The sequence below is a fragment of the Kitasatospora sp. NRRL B-11411 genome, from assembly GCF_000721345.1.
GTDB classification, from domain to species: domain Bacteria; phylum Actinomycetota; class Actinomycetes; order Streptomycetales; family Streptomycetaceae; genus Kitasatospora; species Kitasatospora cineracea.
On sequence record NZ_JOGH01000002.1, the window covers coordinates 165,945 to 187,059 of the forward strand.

Annotated in this window: 18 protein-coding genes; 8 read left to right on the forward strand and 10 right to left on the reverse strand. The window is 69.9% G+C overall.

Going from position 1 to position 21,115, the window contains the following annotated elements; translation table 11 throughout:
* Positions 1–20: 20 nt before the first annotated feature.
* Together IH44_RS0102020 and dnaB are read right to left on the reverse strand one after the other, a co-directional pair.
* Positions 21–1,448: an acyltransferase gene (locus IH44_RS0102020; protein ID WP_081966680.1), complete on the reverse strand. Its 1,428-nt coding sequence runs from the start codon at positions 1,446–1,448 to the stop codon at positions 21–23.
* A gap of 73 nt (positions 1,449–1,521) precedes the next feature.
* Positions 1,522–3,063, reverse strand: coding sequence for a replicative DNA helicase (dnaB, locus tag IH44_RS0102025; protein WP_030457602.1), 1,542 nt, complete (start codon positions 3,061–3,063; stop codon positions 1,522–1,524).
* 520 nt (positions 3,064–3,583) lie between these two features.
* Between dnaB and IH44_RS0102030 the strand changes: the two genes are divergently transcribed.
* Positions 3,584–4,936, forward strand: a complete 1,353-nt coding sequence (locus tag IH44_RS0102030) for an MATE family efflux transporter (RefSeq protein WP_030457603.1) — start codon at positions 3,584–3,586, stop codon at positions 4,934–4,936.
* Between the two features lie 73 nt (positions 4,937–5,009).
* On the opposite strand, the gene rplI is transcribed toward IH44_RS0102030, so the two are convergent.
* From rplI to rpsF, 4 genes are all read right to left on the reverse strand, one after another.
* Entirely contained in the window at positions 5,010–5,456 is a 447-nt protein-coding gene (rplI, locus tag IH44_RS0102035) for a 50S ribosomal protein L9 (RefSeq protein ID WP_030457604.1), read from the reverse strand.
* A gap of 17 nt (positions 5,457–5,473) precedes the next feature.
* The gene (gene rpsR / locus IH44_RS0102040) at positions 5,474–5,710 is read right to left on the reverse strand and encodes a 30S ribosomal protein S18 (protein ID WP_030457605.1); all 237 of its coding nucleotides are present in this window, start codon (positions 5,708–5,710) and stop codon (positions 5,474–5,476) included.
* A 68-nt stretch (positions 5,711–5,778) separates the two neighbouring features.
* Complete coding sequence (locus IH44_RS0102045; protein ID WP_030457606.1) at positions 5,779–6,375, reverse strand: single-stranded DNA-binding protein; 597 nt, start codon at positions 6,373–6,375, stop codon at positions 5,779–5,781.
* A 101-nt stretch (positions 6,376–6,476) separates the two neighbouring features.
* Positions 6,477–6,767, reverse strand: a complete 291-nt coding sequence (gene rpsF, locus IH44_RS0102050; RefSeq protein WP_030457607.1) for a 30S ribosomal protein S6 — start codon at positions 6,765–6,767, stop codon at positions 6,477–6,479.
* A gap of 237 nt (positions 6,768–7,004) precedes the next feature.
* Between rpsF and IH44_RS0102055 the strand changes: the two genes are divergently transcribed.
* From IH44_RS0102055 to IH44_RS0102065, 3 genes are all read left to right on the forward strand, one after another.
* Positions 7,005–7,325, forward strand: coding sequence for a hypothetical protein (locus tag IH44_RS0102055; protein ID WP_030457608.1), 321 nt, complete (start codon positions 7,005–7,007; stop codon positions 7,323–7,325).
* A gap of 189 nt (positions 7,326–7,514) precedes the next feature.
* On the forward strand, positions 7,515–8,633 hold the full coding sequence (locus IH44_RS0102060) for a peptidoglycan bridge formation glycyltransferase FemA/FemB family protein (RefSeq protein ID WP_030457609.1): 1,119 nt from the start codon (positions 7,515–7,517) through the stop codon (positions 8,631–8,633).
* 94 nt (positions 8,634–8,727) lie between these two features.
* Complete coding sequence (locus IH44_RS0102065; RefSeq protein ID WP_030457610.1) at positions 8,728–9,759, forward strand: alanine racemase; 1,032 nt, start codon at positions 8,728–8,730, stop codon at positions 9,757–9,759.
* 91 nt (positions 9,760–9,850) lie between these two features.
* On the opposite strand, the gene IH44_RS0102070 is transcribed toward IH44_RS0102065, so the two are convergent.
* From IH44_RS0102070 to IH44_RS0102085, 4 genes are all read right to left on the reverse strand, one after another.
* Positions 9,851–11,422, reverse strand: coding sequence for a glycosyltransferase family 87 protein (locus IH44_RS0102070; protein ID WP_369794877.1), 1,572 nt, complete (start codon positions 11,420–11,422; stop codon positions 9,851–9,853).
* Between the two features lie 49 nt (positions 11,423–11,471).
* Entirely contained in the window at positions 11,472–11,918 is a 447-nt protein-coding gene (locus IH44_RS0102075; protein ID WP_157852061.1) for a hypothetical protein, read from the reverse strand.
* A 68-nt stretch (positions 11,919–11,986) separates the two neighbouring features.
* Positions 11,987–15,841, reverse strand: coding sequence for an SGNH/GDSL hydrolase family protein (locus tag IH44_RS0102080; RefSeq protein ID WP_081966681.1), 3,855 nt, complete (start codon positions 15,839–15,841; stop codon positions 11,987–11,989).
* 27 nt (positions 15,842–15,868) lie between these two features.
* Complete coding sequence (locus tag IH44_RS0102085; RefSeq protein ID WP_157852063.1) at positions 15,869–16,606, reverse strand: hypothetical protein; 738 nt, start codon at positions 16,604–16,606, stop codon at positions 15,869–15,871.
* 608 nt (positions 16,607–17,214) lie between these two features.
* Between IH44_RS0102085 and IH44_RS0102090 the strand changes: the two genes are divergently transcribed.
* The 4 genes from IH44_RS0102090 (at position 17,215) to IH44_RS0102105 (ending at position 21,095) form a co-directional block, all read left to right on the forward strand.
* Positions 17,215–18,540, forward strand: a complete 1,326-nt coding sequence (locus IH44_RS0102090; RefSeq protein ID WP_232794783.1) for a peptidoglycan-binding protein — start codon at positions 17,215–17,217, stop codon at positions 18,538–18,540.
* The gene (locus IH44_RS0102095; protein ID WP_030457616.1) at positions 18,537–19,232 is read left to right on the forward strand and encodes an ABC transporter ATP-binding protein; all 696 of its coding nucleotides are present in this window, start codon (positions 18,537–18,539) and stop codon (positions 19,230–19,232) included. Before IH44_RS0102090 ends, IH44_RS0102095 begins: the two co-directional genes overlap by 4 nt.
* A complete protein-coding gene (locus IH44_RS0102100) occupies positions 19,229–20,464 on the forward strand; it encodes an ABC transporter permease (protein WP_030457617.1) in 1,236 nt (411 codons plus the stop codon). Before IH44_RS0102095 ends, IH44_RS0102100 begins: the two co-directional genes overlap by 4 nt.
* 124 nt (positions 20,465–20,588) lie before the next feature.
* Positions 20,589–21,095 (forward strand): hypothetical protein, encoded by a 507-nt coding sequence (locus IH44_RS0102105; protein WP_030457618.1) that lies wholly within the window; start codon positions 20,589–20,591, stop codon positions 21,093–21,095.
* The last annotated feature ends 20 nt before the right edge of the window (positions 21,096–21,115 follow it).

Sequence of the window (21,115 nt, forward strand, 5' to 3'; positions counted from 1 at the left end):
GCCCCGGGAAGGGGCGGCGCTCAATCCGTCCGCGTCCCCCGGCCGCCCGGGGCCGAGCCGGTCAGCGCCGGCTCGGCCGCCGCAGGAGCCGCGGCGGCGGCCGGGACCGGGAGCTGCGCCGGCCGATCCAGCGACTGCGGGGGCCAGCGGCGGTTCATCGCCTTGGTCAGCTTCCGGCCCAGGTTCTGGAACGGCACCTCCACCAGCCGGTACACCACCCAGCAGACCACCAGCAGCACCGCGACGTACCCGGCCACCCACGACCAGCGCTCGGCGAACGGCATCGCGGCCAGCTTGTTGTAGTAGTAGTTGCTGTCCCAGCCGAGCTGCCACAGCAGGAACCGCTTCACCGGCCAGTGCAGCAGGTACACCGAGAAGCTCACCGCGCCCAGCCAGGTCATCACCCGCGGCAGTCGCTTGTTGCGCAGCAGGAAGAACAGCCCGAACGACGCCCACGCCCCCAGGTACGCGTAGGACCAGGCCGGCCAGGTGAAGGTCGCGGTCGCCCGCGCCATCGCGTCCCGGTTGTACATCCAGCCCACCAGGGCGCCCGCCGCCACCACGAACCCGACGGTCAGCCAGGCCTCGATCCGCTCGATCTGCCCGTGCTGCGCGCGGTAGATCACCGTTCCCGCGAACATCGTCGCCAGGATGGTGAAAGTCTCGTACGCGGGCGTCCGGCCGTTGGTGAACACCAGCAGCAGGCCGAGCCCGCCCAGCAGCAGGCCGCCGATCCGGGCCAGCGCCGCGTTGCCGCTGAGCATGCAGACCAGGCCCGCGACCACGATGAGCACGGCCGCGGCCACCAGGTGCTGGAGCTCCGGCAGGGTGTGGGTCAGGCTGTACGACGGAACCCACACGCCCAGGACGAGCGCGATGCCGCCCGCCGTCACCGAGATCATCGAGCTGCGCCGGTGCCAGGCGACCGTGAAGAGGCTGCTGACGAAGAAGTAGAAGAGCATCTCGTACGTGAGCGTCCAGGAGATGCCGAGCGCGTTGACGACGCCGAGCATGTCCGACAGCATCAGGCCGTTGCCCGCCAGCCAGAGCTTGTCGTGCCCGTAGCCGTCGAAGGTGAGCACCTGGTAGTCGTGCGGCAGCAGGAACTCGGCGAGCAGCATGCTCACGATCAGCGCCGGGTAGATCCGGAAGATCCGGCCGATCCAGAAGGCCCGGACGTCACCGCGGCGCTCCAGCGAGGCCGGGATGATGTACCCGCTGACGATGAAGAACGCGATGACCCCGTAGAAGCCGAGGTCGAAGTGCGCGGCTATGGTGCCGCCGTAGGGGATCAGCCGCATGATCTCGAAGTGGTGGGCCGCCACGGCCAGCGCGGCGATCCCCCGCAGCGCGTCCAACCAGCCCAGCCGGCTCCCCGCTGCGGCGGCGCGCTCTCCCCGCCCCGCCCGCCGGGCCCCCCAGCGAGTCAGCAATCCCTTGGTCGTCATTCGCCGGAGACTAACTCATACGAAGCGTCCGCTCCCCGCCGGGGTCGTGCGGCGCGATGCGCGCACCTACAGGTCAGGTCACGTCCCTGGTCATGTCGACGAAGCGCGAGTAGTGGCCCTGGAAGGCGACGGTGATGGTGGCGGTGGGGCCGTTGCGGTGCTTGGCGACGATCAGGTCGGCCTCGCCGGCCCGCGGGGACTCCTTCTCGTAGGCGTCCTCGCGGTGCAGCAGGATCACCATGTCGGCGTCCTGCTCGATCGAGCCGGACTCGCGCAGGTCGGAGACCATCGGCTTCTTGTCGGTGCGCTGCTCGGGGCCTCGGTTCAGCTGGGAGAGCGCGATCACCGGGACCTCCAGCTCCTTCGCCAGCAGCTTGAGGTTGCGGGACATGTCGGAGACCTCCTGCTGGCGGCTCTCGGCCCGCCGCGAGCCGCCGGACTGCATCAGCTGCAGGTAGTCGATGACCACCAGCCGCAGGTCGTTGCGCTGCTTGAGCCGCCGGCACTTGGCCCGGATCTCCATCATCGACAGGTTCGGCGAGTCGTCGATGTACAGCGGCGCCGCGCTCACCTCGGGCATCCGCCGGGCCACCCGGGTCCAGTCGTCGTCCGTCATGTTCCCCGACCGCATGTGGTGCAGGGCCACCCGGGCCTCCGCGGACAGCAGGCGCATGGCGATCTCGTTGCGGCCCATTTCGAGCGAGAAGATCACGCTCGGCAGGTTGTTGTGGATCGAGCAGGCCCGCGCGAAGTCCAGCGCGAGCGTGGACTTTCCCATCGCCGGGCGGGCCGCGATGACGATCATCTGGCCGGGGTGCAGGCCGTTGGTGAGCTGGTCGAAGTCGGCGAAGCCGGTGGGGACGCCGGACATCTGGCCGGAGCGGGAGCCGATCGCCTCGATCTCGTCGAGGGCGCCCTCCATGATGTCGGCGAGCGGGGCGTAGTCCTCGTTGGTGCGCTGCTCGGTGACGGCGTAGATCTCGGCCTGGGCGGCGTTGACGATGTCGTCGACGTCGCCCTCGGCGGCGTAGCCCATGCCGGCGATCCGGGTGCCGGCCTCGACAAGGCGGCGCAGCACGGCGCGCTCGTGGACGATCTCGGCGTAGTACTCGGCATTGGCCGCGGTGGGGACGGAGTTGACCAGGGTGTGCAGGTAGGAGGGGCCGCCGACGCGGGCGAGCTCGCCGCGCTTGGTGAGCTCGCCCGCCACGGTGATCGGGTCGGCGGGCTCGCCGCGGGCGTAGAGGTCGAGGATCGCGCCGTGGATCAGCTCGTGGGCGGGGCGGTAGTAGTCGGCGGGCTTGAGCACCTCGACGACGTCCGCGATGGCGTCCTTGGAGAGCAGCATGCCGCCGAGCACGGACTGCTCGGCCGCCAGGTCCTGCGGGGGGACGCGTTCGAAGCCCTCGCCGCCGCCGAAGCCCGGCTCGCGCTCGCCGTCCCGGTCGCGGCGCTCGCCCTTGCCGGGGAAGCGGTCGCCGCCCTTGCCGCCGTCCCGCCGCTGGAAGCCACCGCCGCCGCCGCTGCCGGAGCCCGAACCCTCGCGGCCCGCCGGGGTGTTCGCCCGGCGGGAGACCGGCAGGCGGTCGCCCGGCACGTCGGGGAAGGAGTCCAGCGGGAAGGCGTCGTCGGACGGCTGCCAGTCGTCCTCCGGCGGCGGGGCGTCCTGGTCGTCGTACTGGGGGCCGGTCACGCGTGTTCCCCGTTCAGCGAGCGGTGCGAGTGGGAGCGGGCCTGTCCGGTGACGTACCGACTTCGGCGCCTGTCCTTCTTACGGTACCGATCCGACAGGGCCCGCCCCGCGCGGGTCGGTGCTGAGCGGCCGCCGGACCGGGCCGGCGGGGCGGTGGGCGGGGCCGACGGGCCGGGAAGGTTATCCACAGGGCATGTGGATAACCGTCCCCAGCCTGTGGAGAACTCCGCCAAAGCTGTGCACAACCCTGTGGATAACCATCCAATCGCCCCAATGTCAACTCGCTGACCTGGGACTACTCCCCGTTTAGCCTGTGCATGAGAAATTCTTCACACGACCAGGACCGCCACCGAAGAGGTGTTCGACACACTCTCCGTCCACAGCGCCAGTAAGTGGCAGAGGACACCTACAGCCATTACCTGTGGATGAGTAGGCTGAGCCCATGCCCGCCCCCGGACCACCCGCCGCCAGACCGCCCGCCGCCGAACGCCGCCGCCACGACCGGGAGATCCTCGCCCTGGCCCTCCCGGCCTTCGGCGCCCTGGTCGCCGAACCGCTGTTCCTGATGGCCGACTCGGCGATCGTCGGCCACCTCGGCACCGCCCAGCTCGCCGGCCTGGGCGTCGCCTCCGCCGCGCTCACCACCGTGGTCGGCGTGTTCGCCTTCCTCGCGTACGCCACCACCGCCGCGGTGGCCCGCCGGATCGGGGCCGGCGACCGGCGGGCCGCCGTCCAGCAGGGCATCGACGGGATCTGGCTGGCGCTGCTGCTCTCGGCCGGCCTGGTGGCGCTCACCCTGCTGCTCGCCCCGCAGGCCGCCCGGCTGCTCGGCGCCTCCGCCACCGCCGAGCCGTACGCGGTCACCTACCTGCGGATCAGCGCGTTCGGGGTGCCCGCGATGCTGCTGGTGCTGGCCGCCACCGGCGTGCTGCGCGGCTTCCAGGACACCCGCACCCCGCTGCTGGTGGCGATCGGCGGGTTCACCGCCAACCTGCTGCTCAACCTCGGCCTGGTCTACGGCGCCGGCCTCGGCGTGGCCGGCTCCGCCTGGGGCACCGTGATCGCGCAGAACGCGATGGCCGCGGTGTACGTCGCGGTGGTGGTCCGCGGCGCCCGCCGGGAGGGCGCGACGCTGCGGCCGGACGCCGCCGGGATCCGCGCCTCGGCCCGGGCCGGCGGCCCGCTGCTGGTGCGCACCCTGAGCCTGCGCGCGGTGCTGCTGCTGGCCACCGCGGTGGCCGCGCACCTGGGCGACGCCGAGGTGGCGGCCCATCAGATCACCATGACCGTCTGGTCCTTCGTGGCCTTCGCGCTGGACGCGGTGGCGATCGCCGGGCAGGCGATCATCGGCCGCTACCTGGGCGCCGGCGACCTGCCGGGCACCCGGGCGGCGACCCGGCGGATGGTCGAGTGGGGCCTGGGCGCGGGCGTGCTGTTCGGGCTGCTGATGGTGCTGGGGCGGCCGCTGTACGTCCCGCTGTTCAGCTCCGACCCGGCCGTCCAGCACCAGTTGTCCACCGCGCTGCTGCTGGCCGCGCTGACCCAGCCGGTGGGCGGGCTGGTGTTCGTGCTGGACGGCGTGCTGATGGGCGCGGGCGACGGCCGCTACCTGGCGTGGGCGATGCTGGCCACCCTGCTGCTGTTCGTCCCGGCCGCGCTGGCGGTGCCCGCGCTGGGCCTGGGGCTGGCCGGGCTGTGGTGGGCGATGAACCTGTTCATGCTGAGCCGGGCCGCGTTCCTGGTCGGCCGGGTGCGCACCGGCCACTGGATGGTCACCGGCGCCGTCCGCGCCTGAACGGCTGGGAGAACGGCCGGAGGGCCGGCCCCCGTGACGGGGTCCGGCCCTCCGGACTGCGTTACTGCTGCGCTCAGGCGGCGACGACGTTGACGTCGAGGTTGGCCTGGACGTCGGAGTGCAGCTTCACCGAGACCTTGTGGGTGCCCACGGTCTTGATCGGCGAGGCGATCGCGACGGCGCGCTTGTCCACGGCCGGGCCGCTGGCGGCCTTGATGGCCTCCACGACGTCGGCCTGGGTCACCGAGCCGAACAGGCGGCCGGCGTCGCCGGAGCGGACGGCCAGCTTGACCTGCAGGCCCTCGAGCTTGGCCTTGACCTCGTTGGCGGCCTCGAGGGTCTGGATGGCGTGGATCTTCCGGGCGCGACGGATGGCGTCGACGTCCTTCTGACCGCCCTTGGTCCAGCGGATGGCGAAGCCGCGCGGGACCAGGAAGTTGCGGGCGTAGCCGTCCTTGACCTCGACGACCTCGCCGGCGCTGCCGAGGCCGGGGACCTCGTGAGTGAGGATGATCTTCATTGTTCGGTCACCCTCTCTTAGCGCGTGGTGGAGGTGTAGGGCAGCAGCGCCATCTCACGGCTGTTCTTCACGGCCGTGGCGACGTCACGCTGGTGCTGGGTGCAGTTGCCGGTGACCCGGCGGGCACGGATCTTGCCGCGGTCGGAAATGAACTTCCGCAGCAGGTTCGTGTCCTTGTAGTCCACGTAAGTGGCCTTGTCCTTGCAGAAGACGCAAACCTTCTTCTTCGGCTTGCGAGCAGGCGGCTTCGCCATTGTGTGCTCCGTTGAGTACGAGATCTGTCAGCGTTTCCGGGCCCGCGGGGGGCCCGGCCAAGCACCGCTTAGAACGGGGGCTCTTCCGAGTAGCCGCCGCCGGAGTTCCCACCCCAGCTGCCGCCACCCTGGTTGCCGGACGAGGGGGCGCTGGACGCCCACGGGTCGTCGGACGGGCCCTGGTTGCCGCCGCCGGAGTTTCCACCCCAGTTGCCGCCGCCCTGGTTGCCGCCGCCGCCGTAGCCGCCGCCACCCTGCTGGCCGCCACCGAAGCCACCGCCGCCGCCGGGACCGCCGGAGCGGTTGGCGCGGGTGACCTTGGCGGTCGCCGAGCGCAGGCTCGGGCCGACCTCATCGACCTCGACCTCGAAGACCGTCCGCTTCTCGCCTTCCTTGGTCTCGTAAGACCGCTGGCGCAGTCGGCCCTGCACGATCACGCGCATGCCGCGCTGCAGCGACTCGGCCACGTTCTCCGCCGGCTGACGCCAGACGTTGCACGTGAGGAAGAGGCTCTCGCCGTCCTTCCACTCGTTGGTCTGGCGGTCGAAGGTGCGCGGGGTGGACGCGATACGGAACTTGGCCACCGCGGCACCCGACGGGGTGAAGCGCAGCTCGGGGTCGTCGACGAGGTTGCCGACGAGGGTGATGACGGTCTCGCCTGCCATGTGGTGATGACCTCTCGGAAAGAAGTTCTGCGGTGCTCGTCAGCGGTGTTCCACGTGGAACACCGGACGCGAGCCCTCCGGCGCGGACGCCGGAAGTGGGCTCAGTGGGTGTCCGGGCGCAGGACCTTGGTCCGCAGAACCGACTCGCTCAGGCTGAACTGGCGGTCGAGCTCCTTGACGACCTCGGGCGTGGCCTTGAGGTCGATGACCGAGTAGATGCCCTCGGACTGCTTGTTGATCTCGTACGCCAGGCGACGACGGCCCCAGGTGTCGACCTTCTCAACCTTGCCGCCGCTGGTGCGGACGACGTTGAGGAAGCTCTCGATCAGGGGGGAGACAGCGCGCTCCTCGACCGAGGGGTCGAGGATGACCATCACCTCGTAGTGACGCATGTGTAACCCACCTCCTTTGGACTCAACGGCCACGGCGTTTCCGTGGCAGGAGGGTTGTGCGCGTCAGCACTGGTCTTCCGGGCATGCGAGCACGCCTCTACACCAGTGCAGAGGTGCCAGCCTACCGGGTCAGCCGACCGGCGGACAAAACAGTTGGCTCCCGGGGTTGTCACTTCGGTCACAACGGTCGCAACCTGGACAGAACGAACGTTCCCTCCCCCCAGGAGGTGGGTCCCCATGGCACAGGCCGCACCCAGGCCGCAGCACCGCCGGCCGCAGTTCACCCTCAACACCGACGGACACCCGCACCCGCGGGAGAACGCCCTGGTCGGCGTGACCGTCCTGCTCGGCGCGATCGCCTTCGTCACCTCGTTCTTCCACAACCTGCACCTCCTGACCTCGTGGACCGGCCTGTTCGGCGTGCTCACGGGGCTGGTGGGCCTGTTCTTCTCGGTGACCACCGCCGAGCGCTTCGCCGTCGTCATCGGCACCGGCGCGGCCGCGTTCGGCCTCTTCCTCGGAGTGGCGCACGGCGGCCTGTTCGGGGGCGTGTGGTGACGGCACCCGGGCGCGGGGCGGGATGAACCCGCCGCCCGGTGCGCAACCCCGGGTGCCCTCCCGGCGTAGTACCTGTACCAGCGGGTGCGAACGGGGGGGCATCATCATGTCGGATCGGTTCCCGGTCGAATCGGACCATTCGGGCGATAGGGTCACCATGGATGGATCCGACGAGGAGGAGCACCGAGCATGAGCCTGCGGCTGCGGACGATCACGCGTGAGGAACACCTGGCTTTCGTGCAGAGCCGGACCTCGGCCAGCCACATGCAGGTGCCCTCCTGGGCCGACGTGAAGGCGGAGTGGCGCGCGGAGAGCCTGGGCTGGTTCGACCAGGCCGGCGAGCTGGTCGGCGCCGGGCTGGTGCTCTACCGCCAGCTGCCCAAGGTGAAGCGGTACCTGGCGTACCTGCCGGAGGGCCCGGTGATCGACTGGTTCGACCAGGACCTCGACCGCTGGCTCAAGCCGATGCTGGCGCACCTGAAGTCGCAGGGCGCGTTCTCGGTGAAGATGGGCCCGCCGGTGGTGGTGCGCCGCTGGGAGGCGCCCACCATCAAGGAGGCGATCGCCGGCCGGCAGGCCAAGCGGCTGCGCGACCTCGAACCCGACTTCACCGAGCCCCGCGCCCTGGAGACCGCCGAGCGGCTGCGCCGGTCCGGCTGGCTGCAGGGCGAGGACGGCGGCGCCGGCTTCGGCGACGTCCAGCCCCGGTACGTGTTCCAGGTGCCGCTGGGCGGCCGCTCGCTGGACGACGTGCAGCGCGGCTTCAACCAGCTGTGGCGGCGCAACATCAAGAAGGCCGAGAAGAGCGGCGTCGAGGTGGTCCAGGGCGGCTACGAGGACCTCGCGGTCTTCCACAAGCTGTACGTGGTCACCGCCGAGCGCGACCACTTCACCCCCCGGCCGCTCTCCTACTTCCAGCGGATGTGGACGTCCCTCACCGCCGAGGACCCGAACCGGATGCGGCTCTACCTCGCCTACCACGAGGGCGAGCCGCTGGCCGCCACCACGATGCTGGTGGTCGGCGAGCACGTCTGGTACTCCTACGGCGCCTCGGCCAACCACAAGCGCGAGGTCAAGCCGTCCAACGCGATCCAGTGGCGGATGATCCGGGACTCCTACGCGCTCGGCGCGAGCGTCTACGACCTGCGCGGGATCAGCGACACCCTGGACGAGGAGGACCACCTGTTCGGGCTGATCCAGTTCAAGGTCGGCACCGGCGGTCAGGCCGCGGAGTACCTCGGCGAGTGGGACTACCCGCTCAACAAGCTCCTGCACAAGGCGCTCGACCTCTACATGTCGCGCCGGTGAACCACCCACCGGTGAACCACCCACCGGTGCGCCGCCCGGCACCGCGCCGCCGCCCGCCACGGCGCCACCTGAAGAACACCACGGGGAGAACGCGATGACCTTGACGATGTACGTGGACACCGACCGCTGGCGGGCGCACCAGCGCGGCCTGCTGGCCGAGTTCGGCGGGCTCGTCCCGGTCGCCAAGGGCAACGGGTACGGCTTCGGCAACGCCCGGCTGGCCGCCGAGGCCGCCCGGCTGGGCGTCCCGATGCTGGCGGTGGGCACCGCGGACGAGGCGGCGGCGGTGGCCGGCGACTTCCCCGGCGACCTGCTGGTGCTCACCCCCCACCGCTCCGGCGAGCCCGCGGTCGAGCTGCCCGCCGGGCGGGTGGTGCGCACCGTCGCGCACACCGAGGCGCTGGCCGCGCTGCCCGAGGGGACCAGGGTGGTCGTCGAGTGCATGACCTCGATGCGGCGGCACGGCGTCGCGGTCGGCGAGCTGTCCCGGCTGCCGGTGCGGCACCTGGCGGTGGAGGGCTTCGCGCTGCACCTGCCGCTGGACCGGCCGGACGGCTCCGACCCGGTGGACGAGGTGTCCGGCCTGGTCCGGGCGATCGACGAGGCCGGGCTCCCCACCGACACCGTCTACCTCAGCCACCTGTCCGCCAAGGACGGGCTGCGGCTGGCCGAACGACACCCGGACACCGGGTTCCGCTCCCGGATCGGCACCCGGCTGTGGCTCGGCGAGGTGGAGGCGCTCTCCTCCCGCGCCACCGTCCTGGACGTCACCCCGGTCTCCCGCGGCGAGCGCTACGGCTACCGGCAGCACAAGGCCCCCTCCGACGGCCACCTGCTGGTGGCCACCGGCGGCACCGCGCACGGCGTCGGCCTGGAGGCGCCCAAGTACGTGCACGGGGTGCTGCCCCGGGCCAAGGGCCTGGCCCGGGCCGGCCTGGCCACCGTCAACCGGACGCTGTCGCCGTACTCCTGGCAGGGCAAGCAGCTGTGGTTCGCCGAGCCGCCGCACATGCAGGTGTCAATCCTGTTCCTGCCCGGCGAGCTCAAGCCGCCCGCGATCGGCGACGAGCTGGCCCTGACCGTCCGGCACACCACCACCCACTTCGACCGGGTGGTCGAGCGCTGAGGCCCCGCCCGGGGCCCCGGCGGACGGAGAAGCCCTGCCCGCCGTGACGGCGGACAGGGCTTCGGTGCGTCCGGGGCCGGAGCGCCCCCGGCTACCTGCCGGGCTGCGGCTCGGCGCCGAGCTCGACCACGGGCTCCGGCTCCTTGCTCAGCCAGTCCCCCTGCGGCGCGTACTCGGCGTACGTCTCCGCCTCGCGCAGGCCGCGGGCCGAGCCGAGCACGAAGCGGTCCGGGGCGCCGTCCAGCACGCCGCCCGACGGGTCGTCGCTGCCGTCCCAGCGGACCGGGTCGCGGTCCGGGTAGAGGATGTCGCGGACCACCATGTAGCAGAGGTACAGGGTGCCGACCAGGTGCAGGGCGATGGCGAAGTGGTACCACTCCTGGTCGATGCCGTGGTGCTTGCCGTCCCCGTTGTAGGCCAGGAACGACCAGACGCCGAGGAAGTACAGCACCTCGCAGGCCTGCCAGATCAGGAAGTCGCGCCAGCGCGGCCGGGCCAGCACGGCCAGCGGGATCAGCCAGAGCACGTACTGCGGCGAGTAGACCTTGTTGGTCAGGATGAACGCCGCCACCACCAGGAAGGCCAGCTGGGCGAAGCGCGGGCGGCGCGGGGCGCTGATCGCCAGCCAGCCGACCGCCAGGCAGCTGAGCACCAGCAGGACCGCGATCCAGGTGTTCAGGGTCTCCAGGTTCTTGCCGTTGCGCAGGCCCTGCATGAGGATCAGCCAGAACGAGCCGTAGTCCTCCTTGCGGGTCTGGCTGAAGCTGTAGAAGGTCAGCCAGCCCTTCCAGTTGGCCAGCATGATCGGCAGGTTGACCACCAGCCAGGCACCGACCGCGCCGCCGAACGCCTGGCCGAACTCCTTCCACTTGCCGGCCCGCAGGCAGAGCACCAGCAGCGGGCCGAGCAGCAGCACCGGGTAGAGCTTGGCGGCGGTCGCCAGACCGATGAAGACGCCCGCCCAGACCGGCCGGGAGCCCGACCAGTAGGCCATCGCCACGGCGGCCAGGGCCACCGCCAGCAGGTCCCAGTTGATGGTGGCGTTCAGTGCCAGGGCCGGGGCCAGCGCGAACAGCAGCGCGTCCCACGGGCGGCGGCGCTGGGCGCGGGAGGTGGCGACCACCGCGACCACGGCGCAGATCATCAGCATGCCCGCGTTGACCATCCAGAACCACTGCTCACGGCTCATCAGGTCGCCGCTGTGGGTGGTCAGCCAGGCCGCGATCTGCATGAACAGACCGGTCAGCACCGGGTACTCCAGGTACTGCATGTCCGGCGAGCCCTGCGGGATCCGGTCCAGGTACGGGTGCAGCCCGTCGGCGAAGCCGCGCCCGGAGAACAGGTGCGGGATGTCGCTGTAACAGGCCTTCGTGTACTGGGTGGTGGCGCCGTGGAACCAGCCGTCGTTGTAGCACGGCGCCTTCTGGAACAGGCCCAGCACGTAGACCGCGATCACGGCCAGCGCGAGGAACTTGGCCGGCGTCCACCAGGACACCCCCAGCAGCGCCCGCCGCCCCGGCGGACCGCCGAACAACTCGCTGCCGGCCTCCGCGACCGGGTCCTCGTCCGCGGGCACCACCACGGTGTTGGGCAGCGGACCGTCGGCCGGCGCGGGGCCGGGCGGCGAGGTCTCGTCACGAAGGCTGGAGGTCATGGCCGACATACTGCCGCACCGTTCCGTGTAGGAGCGAGCGTTGTCGCACAAAGCGCGGTCACTGCTCCCTCGTCCAGCCCGTCGGCGGTTCGCAGTCATGCTGTTCCACGGCGGGCGCCGGCTGCGCGGGCCGCAACGCCAGCCGGTAGCACCGGGTCTCCTCCGCGGTACCGATGGTGCCCGGCCACTTCCGGTAGCCGGCCACGGCCTGGAACAGCACCATCCGTTCGGCGTCGTGGTGCCAGAGCGAGAACACCCCCACCTGGGCCGCTCCCCCGTGCTCCGTCCGGACCCGGTCGGACAGCTGCCGCAGCTCCGCCGGGGTGACCGGCTGCCGGACGTCCGCTTCCGCGACCAGGGCCGCGAAGTCCCTCGCCGCACTCGCACCGGCCGACCGCGCCGCCTCCCGGCGTCCGTACTCGTGCTCCAATTGCACCCCCACCACACCGGCAGCGGTCAGCAGCAGCCCGCCGCTCAGGACCAGCACCACGGTTCGAGCACGCATCGGTTCGGCTCCTCGGACGCCCCGGGACGGCGCCGGAGCACCGTCCCGGGGCGTTGGACGTCGAAGGGTCAGGACATGGCCACCTGGAAGGCCAGCGCGTAGCGGCTGGTACCCAGGCTCTTCGGGTGGTAACTCTCCCTGCTTATGCAACCGGTCGTGCCGTTGGGGCACGGGAAGTCACCGGGGCCGCTGCCGGCCGCCACCACGCCGTTGATCCCCTCGCTCGCATCGCAGAGGCGGTAGCCCTCGAACTCGGTGTTGGCCGAGTAGTACTCCGCGTAGAAGTGGGAGTTGACGACGTCCGACTCCTTGCTGGTGAAGTAGTCGGCCCAGTTGTTCACCAATGCCTGCTGGGCCGGGGTGAGGACCGCCATGCAGGAACTGGCCGAGAACAGCCTCGGGTAGCCGAGCACTACGATCTTGGCGTTCGGCGCCCGGTTGTGGATGTCCGGCAGCACCAGTGCCAAGCGGTCCATGGCCTTGTTGATGTTGCCCTTCACCTCGGCGTCGTCGGGACAGGTCCACAGGGCACAGGACTGCATGATGCCGGGGAATCCGGCGTCGTTGCCTCCTATGGTGAAGGCCACCAGGGTGGTGTTCTCGTCCAGGAAGCCGGAATCGGCCTGCGCGATCTCCCTGAACTGGCCGTCCTGACCCACCTGCGAGGGCACCAGGCCCACCGCGTCGGGATCCATGTTGTACGTGAGCGCTCCGGAGCACGCCACCGAGTGGGCGTCCACGGTCACGTCGAAGCCGTCCGCGAGGGCACCGATGGTGGCGCCTCCGTGACCGGGCAGCACCGCCTTGCGGAACCAGGAGTTGCTGCTCCGCCGACAGGCGTCCCAGCTGCGCAGACCGTAGTCGGCGTCCGTTCCCGTCTCGTAGGCCTGCGCGCCCTCCCCGGACGAGTAGGAGTCGCCCATCTGCACCACGAAGTCTGCCGGCTTGGCCGGCAACGGCACGAAGGCCATCGCGTCCCAGGCGATGTCGTCGGTGCCGTCGCCCTCCCGGGTCAGGTTGTTCAGCTCCACCTTCGGGGCAGCGCTGAACTCGAAGACGCCGAGGTCGACCCAGGCGTTCTTCCGCAGGTACTGATCGGCCTGGATGACCCGGTCCTTCACCGTGGTCCCGGTGTAGATCCGGTAGTGGGCCTGCTGGGTCTGCGAGCCGAAACTGGGCAGGTGAACCACCACTCGGACCCAACCGGGCGCCATCGACGGGGCGGTCCAGGTGCCGGTCACGGTCAGCGGGGCGTAGGCCGTCTGACTCTCGTTCCGGGTGTGGGTGAACCAGTAGTGGCCGCCGAAGCCGCCACCGATCTGATGGGTGTCGATCTTGCCCGGATAGACGTACTGGCCGTTCTGACTGTCGGCGTTGAAGCTGAGCGTGAAATCGCCCTTGCTGGTCCAGCTCTTCGGCAGCGGGCAGCTGTTGGGACCGGTCGTACTGTCCGGCACGTCGTCGACGATCACCGCTCCGGCCGGCAGTCCGCCGGTGCCGCAGTCAGCGGGGTAGGGGTTGCTGGCCAGCGGGCGGGGTTCGATCGTCGCGTAGGTGATCACCTCCTGGCCGCAGACGGTGGCGCAGTCCACCCACGAGGCGGGCTGGTGCCACCAGCAACGCAGCGAGGCCAGCAGGCAGGGCGTCTGCCCCGGAGCGTTACCCGGGGCACCGGTGATGCTCGGGTCGCAGTGATTCCCACTGTTGCAGAAGGTCTCCACCGGGGGCTGCCCGCGTGAGGCCAGACCGCCCGGCCAGTTGCCCTTGGTGAACGCCTGCCGGTACACGTGGTCCACGTAGTCGAGGCGCAGCAGCGGGCTGTTCGCCCAGCCCAGTACCCGCTCCTCGTAGGACCACTTACCCGGCGTCTTGGCGTCGTCGTAGCTGGTGACCAGGAACATCGAGCGGTCGGGCGGGTAGTTCGGGTTCACCGGGTTGTTGCTCCACCCGAGCCCGTACACGGTCGGGTCCGGGTCCTCACCCACCGGGTGGAAGCCGCTGTTGTAGGCCCAGAGCGCGAACCACCAGTTCTCCAGGTACTTGGGGTCGCCGTTGTTGGCGATCACCCCGGCGGACCGGGTCTGGTTCCACTTGTCCTCGAGGATGCCCAGGCCGGCGGCGATGTTGGCCGCGTAGTCGACCGTGACCGCCTTCTGCTGCAGCGTGGTGAGCTGGGTGTCGGTACGGCGCATGCCGTCGGTCACCTGGGAAGCGCCGTACCCGCAGTCCGAGTTGGCCCAGTCGACCTGGTCGATCGAGCCCGAGCGGTTGTAGTAGCCGCCCTGCTCGAAGTTGCCGGCGATGCCATCCGGCGCGTGCGGACTGGCCTGCCACATGTTGGTCTCCTGGGCCAGCACGCCCAGCAGGATCTGGGCCGGAACCCGGCCGCCGCCCGAGAGCGGGTGCTCCGGGAAAAGTGTCTGCGGCGCGTAAGCCGCCAGGCCGTCCCCGTTCCAGTTGGCCGCCCTGGCGGGGAGCATGCCCCGAACAGCGAGGTCGGCCGCCCATTCCATCATCTTCGGAGTGGGCTGGTAGGTCTGGATGCTCGGGTCGTTGCGGGTCACCGCACAGGTGCGATCGGGGTCGGACGGGGTTGTGCTCGGGTCGGTGCCGGCCGAGGTCGAGGCCAGCACGAGCGAGCCATCGGCGCCAGACCCGGACGCCTTCGCCGAGCCCGAGGTCTTCACCGCCGACGCGGCGCCTTCGGCCCCGAGGGCCGGAGAGGCGTCGCCGCCCGAGGAGTTGAGGGCTTCCGGCTGGATGCCGAAGGTCACCTCCTTCCCGGTTGCGACCGCCTTGGCCTCGATGTTCACCGGGACGGCGTCCGTCGGAACCTGTTCGCCGACCGCAGCTCCTGAGGCCTCCCGGCCGCTGGTGGAACTGCTCACCACCAAGTGCCCCTCAGTGGAGACCTCGGCACCGGCCTTGGTGTCCACGGTCGTCCAACCGGACGGCAGCTTACGGCCCTTGGACGAGGCGGTGGCGTGCTCTCCGGTGAGCACGATCGACCCTGCACTGGTCCGGGACAGGGCGAGCGAACCGAGGTCAGCCTGCACGACCGTGGTGTTCCGGCCTGCAGTGAGCTGGTGGACGTCGACCTTCTTGCCGTTGGGCACCGCGTACGCCAGGGACTCGTCCCGGCCGGGGCGGAGTTGGAACGGGTAGCCCTGGCCGGGAACGCCCTTGGCGAGCGGCGCCGCCGCGCCGTGCGCGTCGATGCGGACCACGTCGACCCCCAGTGCGGCCGCGATGGCCTTCTGGTAGGGCACGGCCGAGGTGACCTGCCCGTGGACCTCGACGCGGGAAGCGATCCGGCCTTGGCCCGCGTCCACCGTGAGCAGGCTGGTGGTGCCCTGCCCGTCCTCAGAAGCCCGGTAGCGGGCCAGAACGGCCTGCTCCGAGTCGCCACAGCCCGGAGAGTGATAGGCCAGCGACACCCGCTGGTCCAGCTTGGTCACCCGACCGTTCGTCAGGTCGACCACGGCCGCGAAGCCGCCCGCGTTGAACAGCGCCTCCGAGTTGACGAACTGCCGGGGCGCGTAGACTACGACGGCCTTCGTGCCGGAGGCCGTCACGCAGGACTGGCCGATCCACTGGTCCACGTCGTACCCGGGCTCCGACAGGGTCGCGGCCGTCTTCCAGCCGTAGCCGTCGGACTCGGCCGCGACCAGCACGTGCAGGCCGGTGGCGTCGCCGTCCAGGGTGACCGCCCGGTCACCGGACTGCTGCCAGCCCTTTCCCAGCACCTTGTCGGGATCCGCGAGCTTCGACTTGCCGAGCGGTTTCGGCTGTCCTGGAGCCTCCGGTTGCTGCTGCGCCGTGGCGGTCGGCCCGGGAGCGGCCGCCGCAGATGAGATCCCGACGGAGCCAGGCAGCATCATCGCTACCCCGAACAGCGCCGTACTCCATGTTCGGCGTTTCATGTCTCCCCTCCTGAAGGGTGGAAGCGGTCAACGGCCGATGGTTTCGGCCGCCTTCTTGACCGCGGCCGAGACCCGGTCGCGGACGTCCTTGAGGGCGAGTTGGTTCTGTTCGACGAGCTGCTGCTGAATGACGGACTCGGTCCTGAACCAGATGGCGACCAGGTCGACCTGCTCCTTGCAGTCGATGTCGGCGAGCGCGACCGTGACCTCGTCAGCTGTCCCGCCCGCGCCACCCCGGTCGGTGAGCTTGTAGGCGTCGTACGGCGTATCGACCGAGTAGCCCTTTCCAGCCATGCAGGCGGACCAGTCACGAAGCGCCGCCTGCACCTCGGGCGTCTGTTGTGACCGGTCAGCGGACTCGTGGTCCAGTCGGCTGGCGAGTGTGGTGTCGATGCGGGCGCCGAGCCTGTCGACGCTCTCGCCCTGGCACCCGCCCGCAGGGATGGCCGTCCCCTGATAGGCAGCCGGACCATCGGGCGCACCGGGCCGCATCTCGGTCTTCCCTGTGAGCACCACGGTCTCGGCGCTGCTCAGTGCCGGGAAGGACGGAGCGGGCAGCGACTCGTCGCCCACGCCGTAGCCGTACTTCGCGGCCAGTTCCCGGTCGGTGATCCCGTACCGGCGCGCCATGTTGGTGTCGTCGTAGCTCGGATGGACCGTGCCGGGAAGACGGGGGTTGTAGTCGAAGCCGAAGCGGGCCATGCAGTCGTGCTCCAGGCGCAGCACCGCGGTCTGGATCGCCTGCTGCTCCGGGTAGTTCTCCATGTAGGCGGAGAGTGGGAGCGAGAACCCCTTGGCCAGTCCCCGCTGGGGGACGGCCTGCGGGATCAACTCGGAGGAGGACCCGGTAGGGGTGAGACCTCCAGGAGCGCCGTCCGGTCGATCGGATCCGGAACAACCGGACAACAGGGTGCAAGCCGCAATAACCGCCAGGACCGTGCACGAAGCGCCAATCAAACGCCAGACCGGACGAGACCCGCCGGAAACCATGAAAAATCCCCATTCGCAAAAACGGGAGCCACAGAAAAGGCAGCCCAAGGAATGGAAAAAACCCTCACCCCGATCAGACTCCCCCACCCGCAGACCCCCCACGGCGACGATCGAACCCACTGGGGACCTTGCCGCCACTGACCCGACAGTGTCAAGTGTGATGCACACCACCAAGGGATCCCAATAAAACTCCCCTCTTCGTCCAATCAGCGAAATCTATGATTCACGCACCGGAAGAGGGCCGACCGACTCTCCGGAGATGACACGCAAATCGGACACGAAATCTAGCCGAGGGTTCAACAGATATGGACCGAAAACGGTCTCTTGTCCTATCCGTAGCGATTGTCTCCGTTCTGCTCACCGGCGCCGGAGCCGGCGCAGCGTTGCTCGTCAAGTCCCCCGCTCAGGCGGCGGCCGCCGCCAAACCTCCCGCCGCCGATGTACTGACCGCCCAGGTGGAGCGCCAAGTACTCACCTCCACCGTCGTGGTCCGTGGTCGGGTCACTGCCGGCCAGTCGGTGGACGTGGTCCCCGCCGTCTCAGCCGGAGCGGCCGGAGCAGCCGTGGTGACCAAGCTCCCGCTGAAGGCGGGCGACGAAGTGACCGCCGGAACACCACTGTTGGAGGTCTCCGGCCGACCGGTGTTCCCACTGCAAGGAGGCATCCCGGTGTACCGGGACCTCAAACCCGGCTCCACCGGTGAGGACGTCGCCCAACTCCAGAGCTCTCTACGGGCACTCGGATTCGGGACGGCCCACGACCCTACGGGGACCTTCGGCGAGGGCACCAAGGCAGCAGTCACCGCCCTGTACCGCGCCCACGGCTACGACCCGGTACCGAGTTCACCCGACGGCTCCGATCGGGTCGCTGCTGCCGAAGAGGCCGTGACCGCCGGGCAGCGGGCCCTGGACGACGCACGGGAGGAACTCGCCGCCCAGACCGCGAAGGTGCCGGGCACCGGTGCACCACCACCCGCCGACACCGGGTCGGCGGCCCGGAAGCGGGTGACCCGGGCCACTGAGGACCTCGCCAAGCTCCGTACCAGACTGGCCGCTGCCAAGGCGGCGAGCGGACCGATGGTTCCGGCCGGAGAGATCGTCTACCTGACCGCTCTCCCCGCTCGCGTGAGCACTGTCTCCGGCCGGGTCGGCGCCACCGTCAACGGCAAGGTGCTCAGCGTCTCTGCGGGTGAGCTGGTGATCTCCGGTCAACTCGTTTCCACCGAAAGAGACCTGGTGCATCCTGGCCAGCGGGTGGAAGTTTTGTCCGAAACCAGCGGCTTCCGCACCACTGGAACGGTTTCCACCCTCGGGGATTCCCCCCAACCGTCCGACACCACGGCTGCGGTCGCCGGACGGAACGCACCCGTTCCCGCCGGGCCGGCCGGGTACCCCCTGACCGTTCGGCCCGATGCCGTACTGGCTCCCCAGCTGGAGGGACAGGACGTCCGGTTGACGATCACGGCTGCGTCTTCGGCCGGACCCGTGCTGGTCGTCCCGGTCACCGCAGTGTCGGCGGACGCCAGCGGCCGCACCGTGGTGACGGTCCACGAGGAGGGCCAGCGACACCGGGTCGAAGTGGCAACCGGTATGACAGGCAACGGCTTGGTGGAGGTACGACCGGTCGCCGATGCCGTTCTGAAGGAGGGCGACCGGGTCGTCGTCGGAGTCAAGGACGCCCGCCCGGCTCCTCCGGAAGGCGCCAAGTGAGCTTCCCCGTACTGGAGTTCTCTGGAATATCGCTGACCTATCCCGGTCCGCCCCCGATCCACGCGCTACGTTCCTGCGACCTGGTGGTCGAACGCGGCGACTACCTCACCGTGGTGGGACCGTCCGGTTCCGGGAAGTCCAGTTTCCTCAACCTGGCCGGGCTGCTGGACCGCCCGACCGGAGGCAGGTACCTGCTGGACGGGCTTGACACCGCAGTGCTGACGGACCGCGAGCGGGCAGCCCTGCGCGGACGACGGATCGGTTTCGTCTTCCAGTCCTTCCACCTGCTTCCGCACCGCAGCGCCACCGAGAACGTCGCCCTGGCATCGCTGTACACGGCGGGACGCGGACGCCACGAGACGGCCCACCGGCGCGCTCGTGCATGGGAGGCGCTGGCCCGGGTCGGCCTCGCGCATCGAATGGACAGCCTGCCCACCCACATGTCCGGCGGGGAACGCCAGCGGGTGGCGATCGCCCGCGCCCTGATGGGCGAACCGAGCCTGCTCCTCTGCGACGAGCCCACCGGCAACCTCGATTCGGCCACCGCGCAGTCCGTCCTCACCTTGATCGAGGAACTGAACGACAACGGCATGACGGTCATCCTGATCACCCATGATTTGCAGGTCGCGGCCCGAGCCCACCGCACGGTGGCGATCCGTGACGGCGTTCTGACCGAAACGGTGCCGAGATGAGGGTGCAGAAGGCCGTGAACAGGAGCGAACCATCCCGGCTGCGACTACGCGACCTAGGCTCGGAGGCCCTCGCCGGTATCCTCCAGCGCCCGGCCCGATCAGCACTGACCACGGTAGGCACGGTGCTGGGGGTGGGTACCTTCGTCGCAGTACTGGGGCTCACCGCGACAGCCGAGTCTCAGATCGACTCCCGGTTCAACCTGTTGTCCGCCACCGAGGTGACCGTCGAGGACACCGGCGGGGCCAGGCCCGACCTCGTCCCGCTCTCCTTCCCCCCCGATGCAGACGAGCGGATCCAGCGACTGAACGGTGTGGAGGCCGCAGGGGTCTATTGGAACGTCAGGTTGCCCGACCCCGGGGTGCGGGCCGCTCCGGTCGGTCGGCAGAACGGTGGTGAACAGGTGGCCGTGGTCGCGGCCTCGCCCGGCGTCCTGGCCGCCGCAGCACCGCACCTGGTCCAGGGGCGACTCTACGACACGTGGCACGACAGCACCGGCCAGCAGGTCGCCGTCATCGGTTCCGCACTCGCCGCCCGACTCGGCATCACCACGTTGGAGACCCAGCCCGCCGTATTCATCGACGGACACCCGTTCCTGGTAGTGGGTGTCATGGACGACGTGCACCGCAAGACCGACCTCCTGCTGTCGGTCACTGTTCCCCGGAGCACCGCGTTGCGGCTATGGGGCCAACCCTCCGGCGACCGCGCGAAGATGCTCGTTTCCACCCGGGTCGGCGCCGCACCGCAGATCGCTGCCGAAGCCCCGCTCGCACTGGATCCGCGGCATCCCGAGTCCTTCCGATCCGTGCCACCACCTGATCCGCGGAGCCTGCGCACCAGTGTCTCCTCCGACCTCGACCAACTGTTCCTGTTGCTGTCGGCGATCTGCCTGGTCATCGGATCGATCGGCATCGCCAACACCACGCTGATCGCCGTCCTGGAGCGGACTGGCGAGATCGGGGTCCGTCGCGCCCTCGGTGCAATGGGAAGACACATCACCGCTCAATTCCTCACCGAGTCCGCCTCGCTGGGACTGCTCGGTGGCCTAGTCGGCACCACCACTGGAGTTTTCACCGTGCTCTCGGTGGCACTGGCCCGCTCTTGGACACCAGTGGTCGACCCGGTCACACTCACTGCCGCGCCCGCGATCGGGCTCGTCACCGGGCTGGCGGCCGGCCTCTACCCCGCTTGGCGAGCCGCACGAATCCAGCCCGCCGAGGCGCTCCGGCGGTGACCCGTTTCCTACCGCACCCGCCTCGACCTGAGTCTCCGGTCCAAGGGGCAACGCCCCGGTCGGTGGCGTTGCCCCTTGGACCGGAACAACACCGATCATCCACATCATCCGAGAAGGGGAGACCATGAAGTCCACCATCGGGCGCAGTTCCATGGCCGCTATCGCGGGGATCGCCGCGCTGGCAGCGGTCCTGGTGGTTCCGGGCCAAGCCCAAGCCGCGAACGCCGTCGACTACTACGTCTCGGACAACTGCAACACCCAGTCAAGCTCCGATTGCAGCGCGGGCTTCAACGTCTTGGACGTCTACTACAGCCAGAACGGAGAAGGAGGCCGGGCAAAGTTTCTGGGGAACGTATCCAATTACGACAGCGACAGCTTCTACGAGGGCGCTGTCCTGTACACGTACCACTACCGCTACGCCTACGGCACTTCGAGCGCCGGTGTGAACCAGGGCGTCCGGAACAACGCCGCCTCGGTGAAGGGGTGCAGTTCCGCGGCCAACTACCGCGTCTACTACAGCCCCGCCTACCAAGGAAGCTCGCAGTACATCCCAGGTGACTGGGGCTGCGACAACGTAACGAACCTCGAGTCCTGGCTGCGGAACGAGAACGCTTCCCAGCACTGGAGCTGACCTCACGTCGCACCCGGGGG